Raw genomic sequence first — 26,484 nt, forward strand, 5'->3', positions numbered from 1 at the left:
TTTTGTCATGGCGCCATTGCCGCCTCGTGAGTAGCACGACGCAGCCAGATTCTAGCCCACGCGCCCGTGATTCCAGAAGGAAAACCGTACGGTGCAGTGCGCGCCGGTCTTGTCAACTTGCGAAACAGGCAAAAAAACAGCCCCGGATGGTGGGCCGGGGCTGGAAAGGAGACTGCTACAGTTGGTTACTTGGAAAAGTGCGCCTCGATCTCTTCCAGGGTCTTGCCTTTGGTCTCCGGCAGCAAGAACGCGGCCGCCAGGAAGTACAGCACGGTGCAGCCGGCGCCGAAGAAGAACAGGGTCGAATAACCGTGCAAGCCCACGGTGGGCAGGAAGATGGCGGCGATCACCGTCGAGACAAACTGGTTCACCAGCAGGGCGATGCTCATGCCGTTCGAACGGATGCGCGTCGGCATCAGCTCGGACAGGGCCAGCCACACGCACACGCCCGGTCCCACGGCAAAGCTGGAGACGAACACGCAGATGGCGACGGCCACCAGCCAGCCGTGCGTGGACGAGGGCACGGGGCCCAGGCTGGCCTTCTCGATGCGCAGCGGCGCCTCGCGCCCGGCCGCCGGGTCGGCGAACGGATTGAGGTGCAGCTTGCGGAAGAACACGCCGATCACGCTGTCGGCCTGCACGGCGTCTTCGCGGGCGATCGTCACCTGGCGCAGCACGGGATCGTCGCTGCGCAGGCTTTTCACATTGGTGAACGGGCCGTAGGCATAGGCGATGGTCAGCTGCTGCGGCGTGCCGTCGGCGGCCGCGCCCAAGGCCGTCAGGGTGGCCGCATCGAGGCGCACGGCCAGGCCGTCGTTCTGCACCTGGGCGGCGATGGCGGGGCGTACGTCGGCCAGGTGCGCTTCGGCGCCGCGGAACAGCAGGCCGGCCGCCAGCAGCGAGACGACGATGCCGCCCGTGCCCAGCATCAGCAGGAACTTGCGGCCCTTGCGGTCCACCAGCAGCACGGCCACCACCGTCATCACGGCGTTCAGCACCTTCAGCAACACGTCCGCCATGTTGGCCGAGGCGCCCGACAGGCCCGCCTGGTTCAGGATATTGACGACATAGGCGAGGATGGAATTGATGCCCGTCGCCTGCGTGCAGGCGAGGATCAGGCAAGCGAGCAGGAAGGGCAGCACGTAGCGGCGGCTCAAGAGCGGGTCTTTTGCCCTGGCGTTGCCGCTGGCCTTGGCCGCGTTCTCGGGCGTATCGAGCATGTCGCGCAGTTCCAGGTCGGCGGCGGCGGGCAGGCGCGTGCGCAGCAGCGACTGGCGCGCCTGTTCGACGCGGCCGCGGCGCGCCAGCCAGCGCGGCGATTCGGCCAGCAGCAGGGCGCCGACGGTAAACACGAGGCCCGGCGTCAGGCAGACCCAGAAGATGCTGCGCCAGGCGTGGTCCTTGGCCGTGAAGATGGCGGCGATGCGGCCCGCTTCCGGCAACGCTTGCGCCGCTTGCGTGGCCGTTTCCACCGTCTGCGCCTGCAGCAGGCCGATCAGGGCGGCCGCCACCAGGCCGATGGTCAGCAGCAGCTGGAACAGGGCGGCGCCGCGTCCACGCTGCTGCGCGGGCAGGCATTCGGCCAGGTACAGGGGCACGACGACGCCGATCAAGCCGCCGCTGATGCCTTGCAGCAGGCGGCCCAGCAGCAACGGCGTGTAGCCGTCGGCCAGGGCGATCAGCGGGATGCTGGCGCTGAATAGGGCGCCGGCCAGGAACATCACCCAGCGCCGGCCCAGGATATCGGCCAGGGCGCCGGCGAACAGCGACGAGAGGACCGAACCCAGGAGCACGGCGGCGACGATAAAGCTCAGCTGCTGGGCCGTCAGTTTCCAGGCCACGGAGGCCGTCGATTCCAGGTAGGGCAGGGCGCCGGCGATGATGCCGATGTCTATGCCGTACAGCAATCCCCCCATGCCGGCAATAAATAGCAGGTAGCGCATGGCCCACACGGGGGCCTTGTGTGACGTGTCGTGCATGGTAACTCCGGGGCTGGGGTTGAAGTGGGTGAAGTGGTCTAGCGGGTGGAAAGATCGATGGCCGCGCCTTCGACGAAGACGGACACTGGCTGTAGTGCTGAATCGAGGACGACGATGTCGGCCCAGGCGCCCGGCGCCAATCGGCCCCGGTCGGACACGCCCAGGTAGTCGGCCGGGTACAGCGACAGGCGGTTCGAGGCGTCGGCCAGGTCCAGGCCCAGGTCGACGAAATTGCGCAGGGCCTGGTCCATGGTCAGCACGCTGCCGGCCAGCGAGCCCGTGGCCAGACGCACGCAGCCCAGGCATTTGTAGACGCGCTGCGTGCCCAGGCCGTACTCGCCATCGGGCATGCCGGTGGCCGAGGTGGCGTCCGTCACGCCGTACAGGCGCGGGATGGCGCGCAGGGCCGCGCGCAGGGCGCCCTTGGCCACGTGCTGCAGGTCGGGGATGATTTCCGCATATTCGGCATGCGCCAGCGCCGCGCCCACCATGCCGGGGTCGTAATGCGTCATGCCCGTCATGCCGTTGTACAGGTGGGTGAAGCCGGAGACGCCGGCTTGCAGCGCGGCCACGCCTTCGTCATACGTACCGGCGCTGTGGCCGATCTGCACGCGGATGCCCATGGCCGCCAGTTGCGGGATCAGTTCCAGGTGGCCGGGGATTTCCGGCGCCATGGTCAAGACCTTGATGGGGGCGATGGCGTGAAAGCGCTGCACCAGCGCCAGGCTCGCCTGCACCACGTCGGGCGGCTGCGCGCCCAGGCGGTGCAGGTTCAAAAACGGTCCTTCCAGGTGCACGCCCAGCATGCGCGCGCCGTTGGCGGGGCGCTCGGCGATGACGCCGGCCAGGCCTTGCAGGGCGCGCACGATCGACGGCTCTTTCGCCGTCAGGGTGGTGCCCAGCAGGGCGGTGGTGCCGTGGCGCGCATGCACCTGCGCCACGGTGGCGCCCGCGTTTGCGCCTTCCATGATGTCGACGCCGGCCGCGCCGTGCACGTGCAGGTCGATAAAGCCGGGCAGGATGGTCAGCGCGCTGTCGGCGGCAGGGTCTTCCTGTATCTGGACGATACGCTGGTCAAAAGTGATGGTGCCCGTGATCCAGCCAGATGGGGTAAGGATTCTGCCGCTCAGCATGTGTTATTCCGCTATAAAAAGTTCGATGCCCAGCTTGTGCAGCCCTTCGCGGTATTCCTGGCTGATGCTGGCATCGGTGATGACGGTATCGACGCGGTCCAGCTGCACGATGCGGTGCAGGCTGACGCGGCCGAACTTGGAGGCGTCCGTGAGGACGATGATTTTCTTGGCCCGTTCCACCATCTTGTGGTTCAGGCTCGCTTCCGCTTCGTGGTGGGTGGTGACGCCGAACTGCAGGTCGAAGCCGTCCACGCCCAGGAACAGCTTGTCGAAGCTGTAGGCTTGCAGACAGGTCTCGGCCTGGCTGCCCTGGATCGACAGCGACTGCTTGCGCAGCAGGCCGCCCGTGAGGATCAGGTCCACGCCGGGCGCGTCGGCCAGTTCCCAGGCGATGTTCAGGCCATTCGTCGCCACCGTCACGCCCGTCGCATCGCGCAGATGGCGCGCCAGCGAGATGGTGGTGGTGCCCGAGTCGATGATGATGTTGTCGCCCGGTTCCACCAGCCGCGCCGCATACGCGCCGATGCGTTCCTTCTGCTCGTGGTTGATGGCGTCCTTCTGGCGTATCGTGTGCTCGGGCGGCGGCGTGCGCGTCAGCGTCGCGCCGCCGTGGCTGCGCGTGGCCATGCCTTGCGCTTCCAGCGCATTCAAGTCGCTGCGGATGGTGACCGCGGACACGCCGAGCTTTTCCACCAGATCGGTCACTTGCACCGAGCCCTGCTGGGCAAGCATTTGGAGGATGGATTCACGGCGTTGGCTGGTATTTCGCATGGTGGCGGGCTCAGTAAAAAATGAAAATACCGAGCTTAACAGATTGCCGCTTCGGCAATGACGGCCACTGCCGCATTGCGGTTGCAGGCGCGCGCATATTGCGCCAGCAAGCTGCCGATCTTGTGCTCGATCAGGGCCGGCGCCTGCGCTGGCAGGCTGCCCTGCACCACCGCCAGATACTGTTCCGGCAAATGCTGGCTCAGCAGCGGCAGCGGAATAGCCACGGTGTCCAGGTTGGCCAGCAGCTTGCCGACAGCGGCCGCCACTTCCGGCTCGCCCCAGTAATAGCGGCAACGGTCGCTCAAGCCGTAGCGGCGCATCAGCCGCTGTTCTTCCGGCGTGCCCAGGTAATGCTTGATCCAGTTCTTCGGCTTGGCCAGCATCACATCGTCGAGCACCTGCATCAGCTGCGAGGTGGCGTGCGCCGGCAACAGTTCTTCCTCGATCTGGCACAGCGCGAACAGCGCTTCGCGCAGGGCGAAGGTGGCGGCCGGGCCCACTTTCAGGATGGCGAAATGGTCGCGCACCATGGCGTGCAGGGCGGATTCGCGCTGGTAGTCGGTCGAGTGGGCTTCGAACACGAGGCCGGGCTGCTCGGCGACAAAGGCCGACAGCTCGGCGGCGGCATCCGCATCGTAGTGCTGGATGCTGCTCTGGTCGAAATCGACGCCCGGCTGCACCACCATGGCGATCACGCGGCGCCACGCGCCATGCAGCTCGTTCTCCATGAAGGCGCGGCGGTGCACGTCGAGGGTGCGGCGCGCCGCTTGCGGGCTGGTGACGGCGCCGGCCTGCGCCAAGGACGCTTCGCCGCCGGGAATCGGCACTTCCGTGCCGATCACGTAGACGGGCGGCGCGAAGCCGGCCGCGGCGGCCGCCGCTTCGGCGACGATGCACAGGCGCGCCGAACGGGCGGCCACGGTTTCATCGTCGAGCAGCAAGGGGTCGTCGGCACAGCGCATGCTGCAATCGAGGTGGATTTTATGGAAGCCGGCCGACGCATACGCGGCGATCAGCGTTTCGGCGTGGTCCATGGCGGTGGCCGCACCGAGGTGCTGCCAGGCGTTCGGACCCAGGTGGTCGCCGCCCAGCACCAGGCGGCTGGCGGGGAAGCCCTGTTCCCGGGCCATTGCCAGCATGGTGTCGCGGAAAACGTTTGGTGTCATGCCCGTGTAGCCGCCGAACTGGTCGACCTGGTTCGATGTCGCTTCGACCAGCAGCACGGTGTCGTACTCGCTGGCCACGCGCATGGCGGCGCGCAGCACGCTCTGGTGGCTGCAGCAGACGGCGTACAGGCCCACGCGCTCGCCGCGGCGGTGCGCCTTGATCACTTGCTGGATGGGCGACAGGGTAAAACTCGGGTTTTCCGCTTGCTTCATCATGTTGACGCCTTTATATGTTGTCGTATCAAAAGGGCCGCGCCGCGCGCGCCGCCGGCGTCGCCAAAGCGGGGCGGCAGGATGGGCGGCACGTGCACGCCGGGGAACAGGTGGCGCTTCACGGCGGCCGGCAGCTTGTCGTACAGGTGCGGCAATTTGGACAGGCCGCCGCCGAGCACGATGACGTGCGGGTCGTAGGCCAGCACCAGGCCGGCCAGGGCGTGGCCCAGCAAGTCGAGGTGCACGGCCACCGTGCGTTCGGCCACGGCGTCGCCCATGTTGGCGCGGGCCACGATGGCCAGCGGTTCGGCGCCGTCGCCGCCAAAGTGCGCATGGAGTTTGCTCATGGCGGGGCCGGAAACGTAGCGCTCCAGGCAGCCCGCCTTGCCGCACGGGCAGGAATAGTCGATCAGGCCATGCTGCGCCAGCAGGGTGGCCGGCAGGCTCCAGTGGCCCCATTCGCCGGCCACGCCGTTAAAGCCGCGCAGCAGCTGGCCACCCACGCAATAGCCGCCGCCGGCGCCCGTGCCGAGGATGGCGCCGAACATGCTGGCGGCATGGTCGGCCGCGCCGCCCTGCGCCTCGGACAGGGCGAAACACTGGCAATCGTTGCCGATGGCGACAGGGCGCTGCAAGGCTTGCTGCAGGGTTTGCGCCACCAGGCGGCCGTTCAGGGCCGGCACGTTGGAACTGAGCTGGCGCCCGCTGGCGCTGTCGATCACGCCGGGCAAGCCGATGCCGACAGGCGCCGTCGTGCCCAGGGCCGCGTCGCCGCGCGCCACCAGGCCGACGATCGCTTGCACGAAGGCGCTGAAATCGTCGCCCGGCGTGGCCACGCGCTCGCGGAATACCTCGGTCAGCGCGCCGTCGCGGTCGGCAAACGCGACCAGCTCCATCTTGCTGCCGCCGATGTCGATGCCGTGAAAGCCCTGGATGGAATTAGAATTGGTCATGGCCATAGATGGTGACGCCCTGCACGACACGGTTGACGATGCCGCCGGCGAATGGATTGTCGGGGCGCAGTTGCAGCAGCGCGGACTGGTGCAGCGCATATTGCTGCGCCATCAGCAGCCACAGCGGCGCCAGCCAGGCGTCGGGCCAGGCCGCTAAGTCGGCAGATAAGTCGGCCGCCAAGTTGGCAGATAAGTCGCCGCCGATGCCGACCGTCAGGCACGTCTGCGCCACGCTGTCGCGCTGCAGTTCTTTCAGTAGATCGTCTTCGTACTGGCGCGCCAGGGGCTTGCTGCTGCGCAGCAGGACCACCAAGGACTCCGTGGTGACGGCCGATTTCGGGCCGTGGCGGAAACCCAGCGGGGTATTCGCCATCGCCATCACGCGGCCGCCCGTCAACTCCAGGATTTTCAATGCCGCTTCCTTGGCCAGCGCTTCCAGCGGGCCGCTGCCCAGGTAGACCACGCGCTGCACCGGCTGCGAGCCCAGCTCCGCCACGGGGGCCGACCAGTCGCGCAGGGCGTCTTCGCCCAGCTGCGCCAGGGTCTCGAGGCGCGCCACGTCGACGTCCTTGCCCAGCACCGACAGGGCCGCCAGCAGCATGCTGCTGAAGCTGCTGGTCATGGCGAAGCCGCGGTCGCAGCTGCCTTCCGGCATCAGCAGGTTATAGGTATGGTCGTCGTTGGCGCCCTGGCGCGCCAGCTTGCCGTCCGCGTTGCAGGTGATGTTCAGGAAGCGCGCGCCGGGCACGACCTGGCGCAGCAGTTCCACGGCCGCCAGGCTTTCCGGGCTGTCGCCGCTGCGGGCAAACGACACGAGCAAGGTGGGTGCATCCGCTTCCAGGTACAGCTCATGATGCGTCAGCAGGGTGGTGGTGGCGATGGCGCGGATCTGCGCGGGCCAGGCGGCGTTCAGGGTGTCGACGACGATTTCGCCCACATAGGCCGAGCTGCCGGCGCCCGTCAGGATCACGCGCTGCAGAGGATTGGACAGCGCATCGCCCAGGAAGGCGGCCAGGCCGGCTTGCTCCTTGCGCAAAATGCCGGCCAGCGCGCGCCAGATGGCGGGCTGGTGGGCGATTTCCTCGGCCGTGTGCAGGCCGCCGATGTCGCGCCAGGTTTGAATGTCACGCTGAAGAAGGGTAGTCATGAGAGGTCAGTAAAGTGTTTGTTGGAGAAAGCATAAATACTAAATTTCGAAAAGTCAAATACGAAAGTAAAACGAAAGTAAATTGTTGTGCGGCTTGCGAAATAATGGCGTCGTATGGGTGTTTTCCTGGACCGCATTCGTGTTGCGGTGCCGCATGAAACCCAGTCCTGCCGCCGCCTGTCGCTGAAATGCGACGATAACGAAAGTATGTTTTGTGACATTTTGGTGAAACGTAAGAAAAACGCGCCAATTCTGGGCATTTTATTAATAAATTGCCGCTTTAACTTTCTTTTTGTTGACGATATTTATTTTTCTTCTTAAAGTAATTTCATTGAATCAATTCTGAAAGCCAGCAGATGAAACCTCTCCCGCTTCCCCGTCGCGCCCTTGCCGCCTGCGTCCTCGCCGCCCTCGCCACCCTGGGAGCGCCGGGCCTGCAGGCCGCGCCTATCGGCAATCTGACAAGCTTGAGTGCGGTGCGTGCTGCCGACGTGGCCAAGGGCGAGGCGCTGGGCTGGGATCTGCGCAGCGACACGGGCGTGCAGCTGCGTATCAGCCTGCCGCAGGCGGACGTGCTGCGCATCCAGGCGGGCGGCAAGGGGGGCTTGACGGGCCCCGGCGACAAGGCCGCGCCCATCGTCGTGGGCCAGCCTGCCGCGCAGGTGGCATACCAGATCGATGAACAGCCGGAGCATATCGTGATCCGCACCGAAAGCCTGAGCCTGCGCATCGACCGCAAACCCTTGCGTTTTACCTTGTACCGCAAGGGCGATGCGGTGCCGCTGTGGCGCGAGGTGCAGCCGCTGTCGCTCGACGACAAGCAGGGCGTGCAGGTGCTATCGAGCTTGCCGGGCGAGCGTTACTTCGGCGGCGGGCAGCAGAATGGCCGCTTCGAATTCAAGGGCAAGCAGGTGCCCGTGTCGTATTCGGGCGGCTGGGAAGAGGGCGACCGGCCGAATCCCGCGCCATTCCTCATGAGTTCACGGGGCTGGGGCGTGCTGCGCAATACCTGGTCCGACGGCAATTATGACTTGCGCGACAAGGAACAGATCTCGCTGCAGCACGCGGAAGGGCGCTTCGATGCGTATTTCTTCGTCGGCAAGGACTTGCGCGACGTCGTCGCCCGCTACACGGAGGTGACGGGCCGCGCCCGCATGCTGCCCCGCTGGGCGCTGGAATACGGCGACGCCGATTGCTACAACGATGGCGACAACGTGAAAAAGCCCGGTTCCGTGCCGAAAGGCTGGAGCGACGGCCCCACGGGCAAGACGCCGGACGTGGTGGAAAGCGTGGCGCGCCAGTACCGCGAGCACGACATGCCGGGCGGCTGGATCCTGCCCAACGACGGCTATGGCTGCGGCTACACGAACTTGCCGGACACGGTGAAGGGCCTGGCCGGCTATGGCTTCCGCACGGGCCTGTGGACGGAAAACGGCGTCGACAAGATCGCCTGGGAAGTGGGGCAGGCGGGCAGCCGCGTGCAAAAGCTGGACGTGGCGTGGACGGGCAAGGGATATCAATTTGCCATGGATGCGAACAAGTCCGCCTATGACGGCATCCTGAACAACTCCGACAGCCGCCCGTTTTTGTGGACGGTGATGGGCTGGGCCGGCATCCAGCGCTACGCCGTGGCGTGGACGGGCGACCAGAGCGCCAGCTGGGACTACATCCGCTGGCACATTCCGACCCTGATCGGCTCAGGTCTTTCCGGCCAGGCGTATGCCTCGGGCGACGTCGACGCCATCTTCGGCGGCAGCCCGGAAACCTATCTGCGCGATTTGCAGTGGAAAAGCTTTACGCCCGTCCTGATGGGCATGTCCGGCTGGGCCGCGGCCGAGCGCAAGCATCCGTGGTGGTTCGAGCAGCCGTACCGCGACATCAACCGCCGCTATCTGAAGCTCAAGATGCGTTTGACGCCGTACATGTACACGCTGGTGCGCGAAGCGGAGCAATCGGGCGCGCCGCTGGTGCGGGGCCTGATGTGGGATTATCCGCAAGACCCGGCCGCCTACACGGAAGCGTATAAGTATCAATTCCTGCTGGGCCGCGACGTGCTGGTGGCGCCCGTCTACCGCAGCCAGGCCGTCAGCGGCGGCTGGTGCAAGGGCATCCATCTGCCGCAGGGTACGTGGTATGACTACTGGGATGGCCGCCAGGCCACGGCGGACGCGAAAGGGCGCGACCTCGATCTCCAGGTCACCCTGGACAAGCTGCCCGTGTTCGTGCGCGCCGGCGCCATCCTGCCCATGTATCCGGAAATGCTGTACGACGGCCAGAAGCCGAAGGACCAGCTGACGCTCGATATCTACCCGCACGGCGATTCCCAGTACACCTTGTATGAAGACGATGGCAACACGCGCCAGTACCAGGGCGGCGCCTTCAGCCAGCAAATCATCCGCATGCGCCAGACGGGCGCCGACGTGCAGGTCGACATCGGTGCCGTTGAGGGCAAGTACCAGGGCCAGGAAGCGCGCCGCGGCTATGCGCTGCGCATGCTGGCGGGCCAGCGACCGGCAGCCGTCAGGGCGGGCGAACGCCTGCTCGCGGCGTCCGCCGATCGTGCCGCCTACGACAAGGCGGTCGAAGGCTGGTATTTCGACGCGGCAGACAGGCAAGGCACCTTGCACGTGAAAGTGGCGGCGCAGGATATCCGCCAGTCCCTGGCCTTGCAGGTGGCCGGTGCGCAGGCCGTGGCGAGAAGCGATGCCGATTTCCCCGCCGCTCCCGTGCCGGGCCGCGCCTTGCCGGCCGACGCCATGCAGGTGGTGGCGCGTCCGGCGGAAGAAAGCGGCTATCCGCTGGAAAACGCCTTCGACGGCAAGCCCGAGACGTGGTTCCGCACCGTGCGCAGCCCGTCCGTGAAAAGCGGTCCCCATGAATGGGTGATCGGCTTTACGGAACGGCGCCTGGTCGATGGTATCGAACTGGCGCCGCGCAACGACCAGCACTGGAAGCATGGCCAGGTGCGGGATTACGAAATCTACGTCGGCGACAACAACGGCGACTGGGGCGCGGCGCTGCAGCGGGGCACCCTCAAGCTGGAACAGGGCGTGCAGACGATCAATTTCCCCGCCACGGCAGGGCGTTTGCTGCGCTTCCGCGTCATGAGCACGCAAAATCCGGAAGGCGACGGCGCGGCGTCCACCGACCCGATGGTGACGGCGGCGCAGGCCGGGCCGGTGGCACGCGCGTTCGACGCGGCGCTGGCGACCGACGTGGCGCCCGTGACCTTGTCCGAATTCCGCGTGCTCGAACACCGCGTGGCCGAAGGAGAAGAGGTGCAGCGCTATCTGTCGGACCTGGCGCTGCCGAAGACTGTCGCGAAAGACCGGCCGGCCGGCAAGGCCGCCGAGATGCGCATGAACGGGCTGTGGTTCCGCAAGGGCCTCGGCGTGGGACCTGCCAGCCGCATCGACTTGCAGCTGACGGGCAACTGGAATCTGCTGCGCGCCGACCTGGGCGTGGACGATAGCTGCCGCAGCGCGGGCGGCTTGCAATTCCAGGTCTGGAGCGGTGAGCGGCTGCTGTACGACAGCGGCCTGGTCACGGCTCCCGGGGTGGTCAAGCCCGAAATCGACGTGCGCGGCCTGAGCCAGCTCAGTTTGCGCACCCTGGGCGCGCGCGGCGCCCACCCGGCCCAGGTCTGCGGCAACTGGGCCAACGCCGTACTGACCGGCACGCAAGGCGCGACGGTCAAGCCGCGCTAACTACTTCAATCATTTCACTAACAACGAGCCCCTCTTCGGACCGGGGAGGGGCTCTTGCAGCCTGACGAAAACAAATCACTTATAAAAGGGAGATGGGAATGCACTTGAAAAAACTGATGGCCGCCATGGTGGCGGTAGGATTGGGCTCAACTGCGCTGGCGTCGACGGCGCTGGCAGCGGAGGAGGAAAAACTGGCGCGCGTCGAAGTGACGGGTTCCAGCCTGAAGCGCATCAACGCGGAAACGGCGTCGCCCGTGCAGGTGATCAACGCCAAGCAGATCGAAAACATGGGCGCGCTCACCTTGCTGCAGGTGCTGGACAACCTGCCTGCCGCCCGTCCTGCGCAGCAGGATTTCCGTTCGATGTTCACCGGCTCCGACGGCGGCTCGCAGGCGAACTTGCGCGGCATGGGCGCGCAGGGCACGCTGGTGCTGCTCAATGGCCGCCGCCTGTCGTTCTACGGCGCCCCGGCCGGCTTCCAGACCATGTTCGTCAATATCGACGCCATTCCCGCCGCCGCCATCGAGCGCATGGAGATTTTGACGGATGGCGCGTCGGCCGTGTATGGCTCCGATGCCGTCGCCGGCGTCATCAACGTGATCACCAAGAAGTCGTATCAGGGCCTGGAAGCGCGCGCCAATGGCGAATTTTCGCCCAGCGTGAAAGCGTACGGCGAACGCCAGGCCAGCGTGCTGTATGGCGTGGGCGACCTGGCCAGCGACGGCTACAACGTCTACGGTTCCGTCAACGTCTACCAGCGCGACCGCATCGCGCTGGCCGACACCTGGCAGAAGCGTCCCTCGTATTTCTATGTGAACAATCCCAATTTCATCCCGAACATGCGCGTGGGCGTGGGCAGCGAACCGGGCGTGATGAATCCGGGGACCTTCTTTGTCTTCGACAAGGCCAACAACAATGCCCGCACGCAGCGCGCCGCGCCCGGCTGCAGCACCAGCATCACCGAAGCGTCGGGCACGCGCTGCGTGTGGAATGCGCTGCCCAACCAGCTTGACACGGGCCCCACCTCGGAGCGCGCCACGGCCTACCTGAGCGGCCGGCTGAAACTGGGCAACGACATGGAAGCGTTCGCGGAAGGAGCCTTCACCCACATCAAGATGCGCGGCGAGAATGGCCCGTCCAGCTTCAACAGCGGCAGCACGAACAACTGGTTCGCGCGCAACACGGGCAATACCCTGAACACCTTCGCCACGCCTTTCCTGAGTCCGAACAACGTCTACCTGAAGGGCAAGCTCGATGCCGATATGCTGGCCAAGATGGGCGGCGCCGCCGGCTTGAACTACCTGCTGCAGGATGCGCAGGGCCACTTCGGCCAGAAAAACGTCGATGAAAACTACCGCGCGCTCGTCGGCCTGCGCGGCGGCATCGGCGGCGGCTGGGATTTCGAAACGGCGCTCAGCGTGGCGGGCAGCCATTCCACCCTGTTCCAGACGGCCAACCTGAACATCAATGGCTTCAAGCAGGCGTTCGGCCCGTTCACGAAAGATCCCGTCAGCGGCCGCACGTATATCTCGGACAATCCCGCCTACAAGTTCGGCGAAATCAGCGAAGCCAACGCGGCGCTGCTGCGCGCCGCCTATCCGACCTTCGCCATCGAATCCTGGACCAAATTGATGACGTGGGACGCGAAGCTGGAAGGCACTTTATTCAAGCTGGGCGAGCGCGAAGTGCGCGCCGCCGTGGGCACCAACGTCATGCGCGAGAGTTTTCTTACGCCCGGCAACGCGGATGCGGCCAATGGCCTGATCACGCAGCAGGGCGGTTCCTGGTTCGATGGCAAGCGCACCATCGCGGCCGTGTTTGGCGAAGTGGTGGTGCCGCTCAGCGACACCCTGGAAGTCAACGCGGCCGCGCGCCTGGACAAATATCCGCATTTCTCCGCCAACCTGGCGCCCAAGCTGGGCGTGATCTGGCGCGCGCGGCCCGACCTGATGCTGCGCGGGACGTATTCGGAAGGCTTCCGCGCGCCCAATCTGGCTGAATCGGGCTCGGGCGGCGTCTTTGCCCAGGTGGGCGGCATCCGCGACACGGTGCGCTGCGATGAAACGAATGCCATGGCGCGCGCCCTGATGAAGTCCAGGGTGGCGACGGATGCGGACCTGGGCAAGAGCCTGCTCAATTCGAACTGCTCGACGACGGTGGGCGGCCTGACGCCGCCGAACCAGAACCTGCGTCCGGAAAAGGCCAAGATTTCCACCGTGGGCCTGGTGCTGCAACCGGCCAAGGACGTGAGCATCTCCATCGATTACTGGTTCATCAACCGCCGCGACGAAATCGTGCGCCAGGACTTCAACGAGCTGTTTACGGAACTGGTGGACAAATACGGCCCGACCCTGGCCGGCGCGCCTAACGCCATCCGCAACGACCTGACGGACACGGACCGGGGCAATATGGCGGCGGTGGCGGCCATGTGCGCCAATCCCGCCAACGCGGGCGTATGCGCGGGCGGCGTGCCGAAGTATTCCGTGGGCAACCTGGGCGGCTTGATCAACTCGTATTCGAACCGCGGCCGCACCCTGATGGATGGCGTGGACATCGATGCGCGCACGCGCTTTGGGCTCGGCGACTGGGGCAAGCTGAGCACGGGCATCGCCGCCACCATCCGCAAGCGCGACACCCACGACAGCGAGGACGGCAGCGACATCAAGGGCAATACCGTCGGCTACTACGATTCGCCGCGCTACCGCGCCACCGTCAACGCCGACTGGAGCTACCGCGACTTCGTCAGCAGCGTCTTCATCAACTATTCGGGCAAGACGCGCTGGGCGTATGGTCCATGGGACAAGGACAACACGCCGGAAAACTGCACCGCCGCCTCGGTGGCGCTGCCGGCCGGCCAGTGCAAGGGCGCGCCGTCGTACACGACGGTCAACCTGGCCTTCAGCTGGAAGCCGATCAAGCACCTGGACATCGGCCTGAACGTGAAGAACGCGTTCAACAAGCAGCCGTACTACGACCCGAACGGCTGGGAAGGCTACAACCATAGCCAGGACCTGTTCGGCCGCCAGTTTGCCCTGTCGGCCAGCTACAAGTTCTTTTAACAGCTGATGCCGCCCCGGTCTGCCAGCGGACCGGGGTATGGTCATAAAAAGAAAAAAACAATATTCCGAAATGCGTAATACGAAAGATAAACGTAAGCGAAAGATGATTGCCCTGTCTTCTTTCGCCTTGTTCTCCCGGATTATCGGACGGATTCTCCGCTGTCTGTCACCTGTCTGCATGCGCGTGTATCTGTCACACCACGATAACGAAAGTTATCTGCCGCGCGGCTGATTGAATCGAAAGAAAAAACGCCTTTATTTGCTTGGTTTAGCAATAAATTTGCGTTATAACTTTCTTTTTGTTGACGATACTTATTTTTCTTTTTAAAGTAATCCCAAGAAAACGAAAATCAGCCGAAACGGACTGGTTTCCCGGAAGGGACGGCTGCCTGGCTCTCCCTTCCGACGCTCACCATAAGAATTGCATCCCCCGGCTTCGCCCTGGAGCGGGGAGGGCGCGTATAACCCTCGATATAGACGGAGAGACACATGCATACCACCCGACTCAAATTGCGCGACATCAGCCGCGCCGCCGCGATCGTGATCGCCCTGGCGGCAGGCGTGCCAGGCCAGGCCTGGGCACAGTCGAACGCCACCAGCACCATCTTCGGCGAAGTGAGCGCGCCCGCCGGCGCCACCGTGGTGCTGGAAAACCTGGCGACGGGCGTGCAGCGCACGCTGACGCCGGATACGTCGGGCCGCTATGTGGCCAACTCCATGCCACCGGGCCGCTATGCGGTGCGCGTGCTGCGTGCCGGTTCGGTGGAAGCGTCGCAGGAAGTCGAAGCCCTGATCGGCGCGGGCGCCGAAGCGAACTTCGGCCCGGCCAGCGCGGCCGGCCCCGTGGGCCAGGAGCAGACCGTCGTCGTGAAGGCGTCGCGCAATCCGATCGACGTGTCGAACACGAACAATGGCGTGATCTTCACCGCCAAGGAACTCAAAGCGCTGCCAGTCGGCAATGACGTGGCCTCCATCGTGCAGCTGACGCCGGGCGTGTCGCGCGGCACCAACAGCGTGTACGGCAATGCGCCGTCGATCGGCGGCTCGGGCCAGTCGGAAAACGCGTTCTACGTCAACGGTTTCCCCATCACCAACATCCTGACCCAGGTGGGCGCGTCGGAACTGCCGTTTGGCGCGATCTCGAACCTGCAGGTGCTGTCGGGCGGCTACGGTTCCGAGTTTGGCCGCTCCACGGGCGGCGTGATCAACATCACCACCAAGAGCGGCGGCAACAAGGTCGAATTCGGCGGCAAGGTCTCCATCATTCCCCGTTCGCTGAAAGGCGAGCCGGAAAACACGTATTACCCGAACACGGGCGCCAATCCCAAGACGGACGGCAATCTGCTGTACTGGAACCGCGACAACGGCAGCACCAGCAAGGTGGTGGGCCTGTACGGCAGCGGTCCGCTGATCAAGAACAAGCTGTTCGCCTTCGTGGCGCTGGAACAGACGCGCACCGACAGCCAGGCCGTCGCCGCCACCGCCGACTCGGGCACGGCCCTGGCGCGCGGCTGGAGCACGAGCCAGAGCAAGGTGGACCGCATGACGGCCAAGCTCGATTTCAACCTGACGGACGACCATCACTTCGAATATACCAAGCTGTATGACCGCACGAAGACGGACAGCCAGGCGTATGGCTACAGCTACGCCACGCATGCGAGCAACGGCGTACAGGCAGGCAAGGGCGAGACGACGGTCAACTGCTGCGGCTCGTCGGCCGCTCCGGGCGCCAACATCGACATCTTCAAGTACACGGGCTACCTGACGGACAACCTGACCGTGACGGCCATGATGGGCGAATCGCGCACCTCGCACACGCGCACGCCGAATGGCTACAATCCGCTGCTGGCGCAAACGTCGTCGAACGCATCGACCCAGGTGCCGGGCCTGAGCTATGCCAATCCGCAGACGGTGACGGGCACCCTGGTCGACCCGTCGTCGGAAGACCGCCAGAAAGCCAAGCGACTCGATCTCGAATACAAGCTGGGCAAGCATTCGCTGCGCGGCGGCATCGACCGCATCGACGTGGAATCGAAGGTGGGCCTGAGCCTGGCCGGCGGCTACCGCTGGAGCTACCAGCGCGCGACCGATCCGAACCGCCCGATCAACGGCGCGTTTGAGACGCCGGCCCAGGGCGGCGGCTACGGCGCGCAGGGCTACTACGTCAGCAAGGACTTGAACGCCAACCTGGCCCGTCCCACCAGCGTGCAATCGGCGCAATACATCCAGGATCACTACCAGGTCACGGAACGCGTGTTGCTGGACCTGGGCCTGCGCCGCGAACAGTTCACCAACTACAGCACCGACGGCGTGGCCTTCATCTCGCAGCGCAACATGATCGCCCCGCGCGTGGGCGCCACCTGGGATTACCTGGGCGACGGCACCCTGAAATTCTTCGCCAACGGCGGCCGCTACCACCTGCCGGTGCCATCGAATTTGTCGAGCAACATGGCCAGCCCCTTCCTGGCCACCAGCGAGATGTACACCTACACTGGCGTCGATCCCGTCACGGGCGCGCCGACGGGCCTGCACGCCATCAGCAAGCCGTATTCGGCCAACAATGCGTATGGCCAGAGCCGCGATGCGCGCGAAGTGACGGCCATCGGCTTGAAGCCGCTGTCGCAGGATGAATTCTCGCTCGGTTTCGAACGCGCCCTGAGCAAGAGGCTGGTGGTGGGCGCCAGCGTCCTGTACCGCAAGCTGAACGACACCAACGATGACGTCTGCGACGCGCGCCCGCTGCAAGCCTGGGCCACGCGCAACAGCGTCGACACGAGCAACTGGGGCGGCTTCCAGTGCGCCATCATCAACCCGGGCCGCGACAACAGCCTGATGGTGGACTTCGACGACGGCAAGGGCTTGCGCCGCGTGGACATTTCGGCGGCCGAGTGGGGCAATCCGCTGCCGTCGCGCACCTACCGCGCCCTGAACCTGTTCGTCGAGCACCCGTACACGAACGGCTGGTACGGCAAGCTGACCTACACCCTTTCTGCGCTGAAGGGCAATATGGAAGGCCAGACGGACAGCATCGGCGGCGGCGACGTGGGTCTGACGGTCAGCGACGACCACAAGGAACTGATGTACAACGCCTATGGCTACCTGCCGGGCGACCACCGCCATGCGTTCAAGGCCTACGGCTTCATGCAGGTGATCCCGGACGTGACGGTCGGCGCCAACCTGTCGCTGACCTCGGGCGCGCCGCGCAACTGCATCGGCGCGCTGCCCGACAACCTGAAGTTCGAGAACGACTACGGCGATTCCTACTTCTATTGCAATGGCAAGCCGGCGCCGCGCGGCAGCCAGGGCCGCCTGCCGTGGCAAGCCCAGCTGGACATGAATCTGGCCTATACTCCCAGCGCCGTCAAGGGCCTGAGCCTGAAAGTGGACGTGTTCAATGTGTTCAACAGCCAGACCGTGACCCGCTATAACGAAACGCGCGAAGACCATGGCGCCATCGCCCGCAGCTATCTGCAGGTGGCCGGCCGCACGGCGCCGCGTTCCGTGCGCTTCACGGCGGAATACACCTATTAAATTGCAACCGGCCCGCCGTGCGGCGGGCCAGCGACGATCATTACCAATGGAAGCGAGAAGAGACCAATGACGACACAATTCAATCGACGCAATTTCCTGTCCGCCAGCGCCGCGCTGGCCGGTGGCGCCATGGCCGGCAGCGCCTTGCTGCCTGGCGAGGCCAACGCCGCACCTGCCGCCGGCCGCGACAAGGTCCGCCTGGGCCTGATCGGCACGGGCATGCGCGGCCAGGTGCTGCTGGCCGAACTGGTGCGCCGCGACGACGTGGAGGTGGTGGCCCTGTGCGATATCGAACCGATCATGCTGAAGCACGCGCTGGGCCAGGTGGCCAAAGCCGGCAAGCCGCGGCCGCGCACCTATGGCGAAGACCGCGACCAGAAAGCCTACAAGCGCATGCTGGACGCGGGCGGCCTCGATGGCGTGATCATCGCCACGCCATGGGAATTCCATGCGCCCATGGCGATCGCCGCCATGCAGGCGAAGATCGCCGTCGGCTGCGAAGTGGTGGCCGGCATCACCCTGCAAGACCACTGGGACGTCTTGAATACCCAGCTGAAAACGGGCACGCCGTACATGTTGCTGGAAAACGTGTGCTACCGCCGCGACGTGATGGCGGCGCTGCAGATGGTGCGCGCGGGCCTGTTCGGCGAACTGCTGCATCTGCAGGGCGGCTACCAGCATGATTTGCGCGCCGTCAAATTCAACAGCGGCAATCCGGCCAAGCCGTATGGCGGCGGCGTGGAATTCGGAGAGAAGGGCTGGTCGGAAGCCCATTGGCGCACGCAGCACTCGGTTGAGCGCAACGGCGAACTGTATCCGAGCCATGGCATCGGCCCCTGCGCCATGTACACCAACATCAACCGCGGCAACCGTTTTACGCGCATCAACGCCTTCGCCACCAAGGCGCGCGGCTTGCACGACTATATCGTCAAGCAGCCGGGCGGCGCGCAGCATGCGAACGCCAAGGTGAAATTCAAGCTGGGCGACGTGGTCACCACCACCCTGGCGTGCGAGAACGGCGAAACCATCATCCTGCAGCACGATACCAGCCTGCCGCGCCCGTATTCGCTGGGCTTCCGCGTGCAAGGCACGGACGGCCTGTGGATGGACCTGAACAGTGCCATCCATATCGAGGGCGTCAGCAAGCCGCACCAGTGGGACGAATTCAAGGCTTACCAGGACAAGTATGAACACCCCGTCTGGCGCAAGTACGCGGCGCAAGCCGAGGGCGCGGGCCACGGCGGCATGGACTTCTTCGTCATCCACGCCTTTGTCGAAGCATTGAAGGCCAACGCACCGATGCCGATCGATATCTACGATGCCGTCACCTGGAGCGCCATCACGCCGCTGTCCGAGCAGTCGATCGCCGCCAACTTCCAGACCCTGGACTTCCCGGACTTCACGGGCGGGCAGTGGAAGTCGCGCAAGCCGATCTTCGCCCTCGACGGCAAGTACTAAGCACCATCCGCCCGCTACCGCGCCTGCCGCCGTAGCGGGTTTTTTCTTTCCCCATCCGTTTTTCAACCGCGGCGCAGGCGCGCAGGCCCTTGCTCGTCCGCCGCAAGCCGTACCACACCAGGAGACGTTGATGAAACACAGAAGTTCATTGCTCTTTGCATTCCTTCCCGCCATGCCGATGCTGCTGGCGGCCTGCGGCGGCGCCACTGCCACCGGCACGGGCGGCACCGCCTTGCTGGCCGCCAGCGTGGCCGCGCCCGCCACGTCCGCCACCGTGGAACTGGCCGGCAACGCCTTCATCACCAGCGGCGACAAAGGCGCCGTCATCAACGAGCGTGGCCTGTCCGGCTGGAGCAATCCCAATGCCGTCGCCAGCACCTACTTCCGCGTGGCCGGGGCGGGACCCGTGCAGGTGGCGCTCGACGCCAGCCTGGCCGATGGCGGCAACAGCACCATCCGCGTGAAGGTCAACGGCACGCCGTTCGACGTCAAGCTGGCCGGCAAGGAACGCAAGACCTATGCCGTGGGCACGGTGAACGTGGCGGCGGCCGGCTATGTGAAGGTGGACTTGCAGGGACTGTCGCGCGTGAAGGACACGTTTGGCGACGTTGCGGCGTTGAAGGTGACGTCGAACGCCGCGCTCAATTACGCGAACGACCCCGCCAATTACTACTGGTCGCGGCGCGGCCCGTCCGTGCACATGGGCTACACGGTGCCCGCCAATACCGAGTATTTCTATAACGAGATGACCATTCCCCAGGGCCAGGACGCCATCGGCTCCTACTTCATGGCCAACGGCTTTGGCCAGGGCTACATGGGCATCCAGGTGAAATCGCCGAGCGAGCGCTGGATCCTGTTCTCCGTGTGGGATGCCGACAATGGCGCGAAAACCACCCTGGTCAGCAAGGGTGCCGGCGTGGTCGACAACGCGTTCGGCGGCGAGGGCACGGGCGGCCAGACCTATCTGTCGTATAACTGGGCGGCCGGCACGACCTACCGTTTCATCACGCGCGCGCGGCCCGACGGCAATGGCGGCAGCGATTACTCGGCCTGGTTCTTTGCGCCCGAGACGGGCAAGTGGCGCTACATCGCCACCTGGAAGCGGCCGGCGATTTCCACGTATTTGACGGGCGTGCATTCCTTCCTCGAGAATTTCATCGATACCCTGGGCTACACGGAACGCCGCGTCCAGTTCGGCAATCAGTGGGCGAGGAACGTTGCCGGCACCTGGTCGGAAGTGACGGCGGGGAGGTTCACCGGCGACGCCACGGCCACCAATGCGCAGCGCATGGATTACGCGGGCGGGCTGGAAAACGGCAAATTCTACCTGCATAACGGCGGCTTTTTTGCCGATGTCGTGAAAACCAGCCAGAACTTCACGCGTCCGGCGACAGGCCAGGCGCCCGCCGTCGACGTAAGCACCTTGCCGATGCAATAGGCCTTGCTGCTTAGCCCGGCCGCTTGCCCGCCATCGCTTCGATGCCGCGATAGTAGGCGGCCGGCCGGCCTATCGTCACGCCCATCAACGCCGCCGCCTGGATGATGTCGTCTGTATCGCGCCGGTACACCACCATCGCATCCATTTCGTCGCTGCCGCTGCCGTCGATCTGGATCAGCTCATAGCCGCCTTCTTCCACGGCGCGCTGCGCCAATTCCGTATCGAGCCACTCGAAATAGGGCAGCGCGCTGCCGCGCCCTGCCTGGAGCAGTGCGCAAGGGAAGTCGGGGAATTCGTCGAACATGTCCTGTATCTGTTCGTGCAGCTCATCGAGCTTGTCGCTCGACGCCATATAGCCGCCCAGGTGCGAGAGGATCGCGACCGCGTAGGCTTGCGCATCGCTGTCGATCCATTCGTCGCGTGGCGCGGAGGGCGCAGCGGTGATGGCGGCGACGGCCTCGTCGAGCTCCTCGCCTTCGAGGTCACCGCAGCTCAGCTTGGTCAGCAGTTCGGATAGCAGCATGTTCGCCTTTCAATGGGGGATGCATGGCCAGGGTGGCCGGCTTGTTGATGATGTTGCCGATACTATCATTGCCGCCTAGCCGGGCGCGTTCTGCAGAATTTGCAATGCGGGCTACGCCACCGGATACGATCGACAAGGAAATTTGGAAAGAAGCGCGACAAACAAGCGTAGGCAGGGCGCTTGCGCCGCGGTACGGCATGGGGATAGAATGCGAATCATTATTATTTACGAATCAGGGAGGTTGCGACGTGTCGGTTGCCCAACCCGGCGCTCACCAGGAGGTGGGCAGCCTGTATCACGAACACCACCGGTGGCTGCAAGGCTGGCTGCGGCACAAGCTGGGCAACGCCTTTGACGCGGCCGACGTGGCGCACGACACCTTCATGCGCCTGCTCAATCGCGACGAGGCCATCGCCGCGCGCGAGCCTCGCGCCTTTTTGACGACGGTTGCCAAGGGCGTGCTGGGCAATCTGTACCGCCGCCGCGACCTGGAGGCGGCCTACCTGGAAACGCTGGCCAGCCTGCCGGCGCAGCACGCGCCCGATCCCGAGGCGCAGGCGATCCTGCTCGAAGCCCTGTTCGACATCGACCGCCGCCTGGACGGCCTGGCGCCTGCCGTGCGCCGCGCGTTCCTGCTGTCGCAGCTCGATGGCATGCCGCAGGCGGCCATTGCGCTGGAACTGAATGTCTCGCTGGCCACCGTGCAGCGCTACCTGGTCAAGGCCATGCACCAGTGTTTCTTTGCCCATCCGGCATCGTGATGGGCGCCTTGACGCCGGAAGCGGCCAGCCTGCAAGCGGTGGAATGGCTGGTGCGCCTGCAGGCCGGCGACGCCACGCCGGAAGTGGAGCAGGCCTGGCGCGCCTGGCGCGAAAGCGACCCGGAACACGAGCAAGCCTGGCAGCATGTGGAAGGCTGCATGGCGCGCATGCGTGCCTTGCCCGCGCCGCTGGCGCACGGCACGCTGGCGCGCAAGCCGGTCCATGCGCAGGCGAATGCGGCGCGGCGCCAGTCCTTGAAATTCCTCGCGCTGCTGGCCGTGGGCGGCGGCGCCTGGCTGGCGGGCGGAGATGAACAGGCGCGCTTCTGGCTCGCCGACTACCGCACGGGCACGGGAGAATTACGCCACGTCGTGCTGGACGACGGCACGCGCATCACGCTCAATACGGCATCCAGCATCGACGTGCGCTATGACGCGGGCCAGCGCCTGGTGACGGTAGTCAAAGGCGAGATCATGGTCAGCACGGCGCGCGATCCGGCCGGCCGGCCATTTTTCGTGCAAACGGCGCAAGGCCGCTTGCAATCGGTGGGCACGCGCTTTGCCGTGCGCGTGGAAGGAGACCGCACGCAGCTGGGGGTGTTCGCCGGTGCCGTCGACATTCAACTGGAACAGGCGTCCGATGCGGCGCGCAGGCTGCAGGCGGGCCAGCAAACCAGCTTTACGGCGGCGCAGATCGGCGCCGTTCGGACCTTGGCTGCGGGTGCGGATGCGTGGACGGCCGGCATGCTGGTGGCGCACGACATGCCGCTGGCGGAATTTATCGGCGAACTGGCCCGCTACCGCCATGGGCGCCTGGCTTGCGATCCGGCCATCGCCCACTTGCGCGTGTCCGGCATCTACCCGCTGGCCGACACGGGGCAGGTGCTCGACATGCTGACGCGCACCTTGCCCGTCGACGTGCGCCAGACCACGCGCTTCTGGGTGAGCGTGGTACCGCATCGGCAGCCTGCATGAATATTTTCTGAAAAGTGAGGGGTTTGCGATTTTCGCGTGACATAGCAAGTGAACCCTTCATTCACTTTCAGGAAAACAGTCCGCATGCCCAGCACAACACTTATTCACGTTTCTTCCGCCTCCCGTACCTGCCGCCGCAGCGTGGCGGCGCTGGCCGTCAGTCAGGCCCTGTGGCTGCTCGCCGGCAGCGGCGCCACCATCTTCGCTCCTGCGGCCCAGGCCGCGAATGCGGCGCGCATCGCGCTGGCGATACCGGCCGGCTCCCTGGAACAGGTGCTGGTGCGTTTCGGTCAGGAGACGGGTACCATGATTTCCTACCAGGCCACCGCCTTGGCGGGCAAGCGCAGCGCCGGCCTGACCGGTAGCTACAGCGTGCCTGAAGCGCTGGGCGCCATCGTCGCCGGCTCGGGCTTGCGCGCCGTGCCGCAGGCCAATGGCGGTTATGTGCTCGACGTGGCAGCGGCCGATGGTGGCCAGACCATGCCCGAGATGAGGGTCAGTGCCAGCTTTGATGCGAACGGCGCGACGGAAGGCAGCGGCGCCTATACGACGCAGAGCATGCGCTCGGCCACGCGCATGGGCCTGTCCGTGCGCGAGACGCCGCAAGCCGTCAGCGTGGTCACGCGCCAGCAGATGGATGACCAGAACCTGCAAACGGTGGAAGAGGTGCTGCAAAACGCGGCCGGCATCGCCATCAACCGCTACGACAGCGACCGTACCTCGTTCTTCGCGCGCGGTTTTTCCATCGCCAGCTACCAGTACGACGGCATTCCCACCACGGTCGACAATGCGTTCAATGTGGGCGACAGCACGCTGGACATGACGGCCTACGACCGGGTCGAGATCGTGCGCGGCGCCACGGGCCTGCTGACGGGCGCGGGCGAACCGTCGGCCACCATCAACCTGGTGCGCAAGCGCGCCTCGTCGGCGCAGCTGGCCGGCGCGGCGGCCCTGAGCCTGGGTTCCTGGCGGAATGCGCGCGCCAGCGCGGACTTTTCCACACCCCTGAGTGCCGATGGCAAGGTGCGCGGCCGCGTCGTGGCCAGCTACCAGGACAGCGAATCGTATGTGAATCTGTATCATGGCAAGAAGGCCATGGCCTACGCCACCGTGGAGGCGGATCTGGCGCCCGGCAGCGTGCTGATCGCCGGCTATGAATACCAGGACAACCGCCCGCGCGGCGGCATGTATGGCGGCCTGCCGCTGTGGTACGCGGATGGCGAACGGGCCACCTTGTCCCGCTCCGCCACCACGGCGACCACCTGGAGCCGCTGGTTCAGCACCAGCCAGACGGCTTTCCTGCGCCTGGAGCAGGAGCTGGGGCACGGCTGGAACCTGACTACCATGCTGAATCACGGCTGGGGCAATTACTCGGCGGCCGAGCTCTTCGCCAATACCTGGCCGGACAAGGCCACGGGCCAGGGCGTGACGGGCTACGCCGGCTTTTACTCGGGCACGCGTCGCCAGGACAGCGTCGACGCCTATGTGCAGGGGCCGCTGCAGCTGCTGGGCCGCAAGCACGACCTGGCGTTCGGCGTCTCGGGCAGCAACCAGTTCGCCAGCAACCCCGGCATTGCCGGCGGCAGCGTCGACTACGGCAATTTCCATCAGTGGCAGGGCCTGACGCCGGAGCCGGACTGGAACGACCCGAATTTCTCGCGCTGGAAGCTGCTCGACACGGTGCAGCAGCGCGGCATCTACGGCACGGCGCGCTTTTCGCTGGCCGATCCCTTGAAGCTGATCGTCGGCGCACGCTACAGCCGCTACAAGGCGGACCACGTCGACGACTGGGGCGGCGGCTATGCGTATGCCAAGCATGCCGTCACGCCGTATGCTGGCCTGGTATGGGATATCGATGCGCAGCATGCGCTGTACACCAGCTACAGCAAGATCTTCAAGCCGCAGGGCTACCAGGACCGGTTTGGCCGCTACCTCGACCCCGTGCAGGGCAAGAATGTGGAAGCGGGCGTGAAGGGCGAGTATTTCGGCGGCAAGCTCAATGCGGCGCTGGCCGTGTTCCGTATCGCGCAAGATGGGCTGGCGCAGGAAGACACGGGCCATTTTGTCGGCAACTCCCTGACGCAGGCGTACTACGCGGCAGCGGGCACCACCAGCAAGGGCGTGGAACTGGACGTGTCGGGCGAACTGGCGCAGGGCTGGAACGTCTCGGCCAGCGTGTCGCACGCGGCGGCCGAGGACAACACGGGCGCGCGCCTGAACAGCTATGTGCCGCAGACCCTGGCGCGCGTGTTTTCCACGTACCAGCTGTCAGGCGGCTGGCGCGCCTTGTCCGTGGGCGGCGGCGTGAACTGGCAGAGCGGCGCCTACCGCGACGCCACGGGACCGAACGGTGTCGAGCGCGTGGAGCAGGGCGGCTATGCCGTGGCCAGCCTGATGGCGAAATACGCGCTGTCGCGCCAGCTGTCCTTGCAGGCGAACGTCAACAACCTGTTCGACAAGCATTACTACAGCCAGCTTGGCATGTATAACCAGGGCTACTGGGGCGCGCCGCGCAACGCCAGCGTCACCCTGCGCTACCTCTTCTGATGCGCTTGCCTGGTGCTACAGCGGCCAGGCCTGCTTGGTGACGGCCACGGCGACGATGTAGGCGAAGACCAGCACGGCGAGCGCGAAGGCGGCGCCGCGCACGGCCGGCGTCTTGCCCCGCTTCAGGGCGATGGTGCCCAGCACGATGTAGGCCACCAGCGCGCACAGCTTGGCGGCCAGCCACGGCTGGCTGCCCGGCGACTGTCCGCTCCACACGGCGAGGGCGATGGCGCTGGCCAGCAGGGCCGTGTCGATCAGGTGCGGCAGGATTTTCACCCAGCGCTGCTGCAAGGCGGGCGAGGCGCGCAGCATCCAGGCGCCGCGCAAGAGGAACAGCGCGCCGCTGGCGGCGGCGCAGCCCATGTGGAAATGCTTGAGGCTCAGATAATCCATGCGTGATGTTGTACGGTGATTGACGGTGGCGCCAGCATAGCCGCCTTTGGCATGCTGCGCCATACGCCGTCGGGATGAGACGGGCCTAAGGCAGGAATTTGACGTAGACGAGTTCCGGATCGCCCTCGTCGAGATGGTCGATCCGGCCGCTGCGCACGAAACCCGCGCCGGCGAACAGCCCTTGCGCGACGGCGTTGGACTGGTTCGTCGAGGTGAACAGTTTGGCCGTCGTGCACGCGTCTGCGGCGGCGGCCAGCAGGCGCCGTCCCACGCCGCAGCGCTGGTGCGCGGGCGAGACCACCACCAGCGAGACAAAACCGTGGCCGAAGAAGTCGCCGTGCGTGAGGACATAGCCGGCCACCTGGCCGGCCCGGATGGCCACCTGACAGTGGCCCATGCCGACGGCGGCGCGCACGGCCTCGCCGCGCTCCGGGTGCGTCTGGGCATAGGCGTCGCAAGCCAGCATGGCTGCCACATCGCCAGCTTGGGCCACGCGCGTGATGATGTCGTCTGTTTCGTGCCTGTTCTGCATGCCGCTCCTTTTCTCCAGGCGCCGAGTGTGCCAAAAATGCGCCGGTTTGTAAAACACCCGCCATCCAGGCTAGGCGCGCACCCCGCCATCTAGTCACTTTTGCCGATGCGGCTATCCAGATTGCCTTCCCGGAATCACCCTGTGGCCGATAGTGCCTTTCGCCGCTGCCACGTAAGCTGGTCGGGACGGCTGGCCAGAC

18 protein-coding genes are annotated in these 26,484 nt (G+C 65.5%); 9 read left to right on the forward strand and 9 right to left on the reverse strand.

Annotation, left to right across the window (positions count from 1 at the left end):
- Positions 1-185: 185 nt before the first annotated feature.
- The 6 genes from AC07VH_RS00865 to AC07VH_RS00890 are packed head-to-tail and all read right to left on the reverse strand — an operon-like array spanning position 186 to position 7,362.
- The gene (locus tag AC07VH_RS00865; protein WP_489627595.1) at positions 186-1,979 is read right to left on the reverse strand and encodes an MFS transporter; all 1,794 of its coding nucleotides are present in this window, start codon (positions 1,977-1,979) and stop codon (positions 186-188) included.
- 38 nt (positions 1,980-2,017) lie between these two features.
- On the reverse strand, positions 2,018-3,112 hold the full coding sequence (nagA, locus tag AC07VH_RS00870; protein WP_494786440.1) for an N-acetylglucosamine-6-phosphate deacetylase: 1,095 nt from the start codon (positions 3,110-3,112) through the stop codon (positions 2,018-2,020).
- A gap of 3 nt (positions 3,113-3,115) precedes the next feature.
- On the reverse strand, positions 3,116-3,883 hold the full coding sequence (locus tag AC07VH_RS00875) for a DeoR family transcriptional regulator (RefSeq protein ID WP_070223655.1): 768 nt from the start codon (positions 3,881-3,883) through the stop codon (positions 3,116-3,118).
- A 35-nt stretch (positions 3,884-3,918) separates the two neighbouring features.
- Complete coding sequence (locus AC07VH_RS00880; protein ID WP_494787098.1) at positions 3,919-5,262, reverse strand: D-tagatose-bisphosphate aldolase, class II, non-catalytic subunit; 1,344 nt, start codon at positions 5,260-5,262, stop codon at positions 3,919-3,921.
- The gene (locus tag AC07VH_RS00885; protein WP_494786441.1) at positions 5,262-6,215 is read right to left on the reverse strand and encodes an ROK family protein; all 954 of its coding nucleotides are present in this window, start codon (positions 6,213-6,215) and stop codon (positions 5,262-5,264) included. Before AC07VH_RS00885 ends, AC07VH_RS00880 begins: the two co-directional genes overlap by 1 nt.
- Entirely contained in the window at positions 6,202-7,362 is a 1,161-nt protein-coding gene (locus AC07VH_RS00890; protein ID WP_494786442.1) for an AgaS family sugar isomerase, read from the reverse strand. Before AC07VH_RS00890 ends, AC07VH_RS00885 begins: the two co-directional genes overlap by 14 nt.
- 114 nt (positions 7,363-7,476) lie before the next feature.
- Between AC07VH_RS00890 and AC07VH_RS00895 the strand changes: the two genes are divergently transcribed.
- The 6 genes from AC07VH_RS00895 (at position 7,477) to AC07VH_RS00920 (ending at position 20,555) form a co-directional block, all read left to right on the forward strand.
- Positions 7,477-7,683 carry a hypothetical protein gene (locus AC07VH_RS00895; RefSeq protein ID WP_475414841.1) on the forward strand — a complete coding sequence of 69 codons (207 nt, stop codon included), beginning with the start codon at positions 7,477-7,479 and terminating at the stop codon, positions 7,681-7,683.
- Positions 7,684-7,718: 35 nt separating this feature from the next.
- A complete protein-coding gene (locus AC07VH_RS00900; protein WP_494786443.1) occupies positions 7,719-11,069 on the forward strand; it encodes a TIM-barrel domain-containing protein in 3,351 nt (1,116 codons plus the stop codon).
- A 98-nt stretch (positions 11,070-11,167) separates the two neighbouring features.
- Positions 11,168-14,128 (forward strand): TonB-dependent receptor plug domain-containing protein, encoded by a 2,961-nt coding sequence (locus tag AC07VH_RS00905; RefSeq protein WP_489627589.1) that lies wholly within the window; start codon positions 11,168-11,170, stop codon positions 14,126-14,128.
- Positions 14,129-14,617: 489 nt separating this feature from the next.
- On the forward strand, positions 14,618-17,659 hold the full coding sequence (locus AC07VH_RS00910; RefSeq protein WP_494786444.1) for a TonB-dependent receptor: 3,042 nt from the start codon (positions 14,618-14,620) through the stop codon (positions 17,657-17,659).
- 66 nt (positions 17,660-17,725) lie between these two features.
- Positions 17,726-19,117 (forward strand): Gfo/Idh/MocA family protein, encoded by a 1,392-nt coding sequence (locus AC07VH_RS00915; RefSeq protein WP_494786445.1) that lies wholly within the window; start codon positions 17,726-17,728, stop codon positions 19,115-19,117.
- 130 nt (positions 19,118-19,247) lie between these two features.
- Positions 19,248-20,555, forward strand: coding sequence for a DUF3472 domain-containing protein (locus tag AC07VH_RS00920; protein ID WP_494786446.1), 1,308 nt, complete (start codon positions 19,248-19,250; stop codon positions 20,553-20,555).
- A gap of 10 nt (positions 20,556-20,565) precedes the next feature.
- Here the strand turns inward: AC07VH_RS00920 and AC07VH_RS00925 are convergent, their stop codons facing one another.
- The gene (locus tag AC07VH_RS00925; RefSeq protein ID WP_494786447.1) at positions 20,566-21,078 is read right to left on the reverse strand and encodes a hypothetical protein; all 513 of its coding nucleotides are present in this window, start codon (positions 21,076-21,078) and stop codon (positions 20,566-20,568) included.
- A gap of 248 nt (positions 21,079-21,326) precedes the next feature.
- Between AC07VH_RS00925 and AC07VH_RS00930 the strand changes: the two genes are divergently transcribed.
- The 3 genes from AC07VH_RS00930 (at position 21,327) to AC07VH_RS00940 (ending at position 25,360) form a co-directional block, all read left to right on the forward strand.
- Positions 21,327-21,839 carry a sigma-70 family RNA polymerase sigma factor gene (locus AC07VH_RS00930; RefSeq protein ID WP_489627584.1) on the forward strand — a complete coding sequence of 171 codons (513 nt, stop codon included), beginning with the start codon at positions 21,327-21,329 and terminating at the stop codon, positions 21,837-21,839.
- Positions 21,839-22,813 carry a FecR domain-containing protein gene (locus tag AC07VH_RS00935; RefSeq protein WP_494786448.1) on the forward strand — a complete coding sequence of 325 codons (975 nt, stop codon included), beginning with the start codon at positions 21,839-21,841 and terminating at the stop codon, positions 22,811-22,813. Before AC07VH_RS00930 ends, AC07VH_RS00935 begins: the two co-directional genes overlap by 1 nt.
- 84 nt (positions 22,814-22,897) lie before the next feature.
- On the forward strand, positions 22,898-25,360 hold the full coding sequence (locus tag AC07VH_RS00940; protein ID WP_494786449.1) for a TonB-dependent siderophore receptor: 2,463 nt from the start codon (positions 22,898-22,900) through the stop codon (positions 25,358-25,360).
- Between the two features lie 15 nt (positions 25,361-25,375).
- Here the strand turns inward: AC07VH_RS00940 and AC07VH_RS00945 are convergent, their stop codons facing one another.
- Both AC07VH_RS00945 and AC07VH_RS00950 read right to left on the reverse strand, forming a co-directional pair.
- Complete coding sequence (locus AC07VH_RS00945) at positions 25,376-25,753, reverse strand: SirB2 family protein (RefSeq protein ID WP_475414850.1); 378 nt, start codon at positions 25,751-25,753, stop codon at positions 25,376-25,378.
- A gap of 85 nt (positions 25,754-25,838) precedes the next feature.
- A complete protein-coding gene (locus AC07VH_RS00950; protein WP_494786450.1) occupies positions 25,839-26,285 on the reverse strand; it encodes a GNAT family N-acetyltransferase in 447 nt (148 codons plus the stop codon).
- Positions 26,286-26,484 lie beyond the last annotated feature (199 nt).

It is taken from the genome of Janthinobacterium sp. GW821-FHT03C10, from assembly GCF_059420865.1.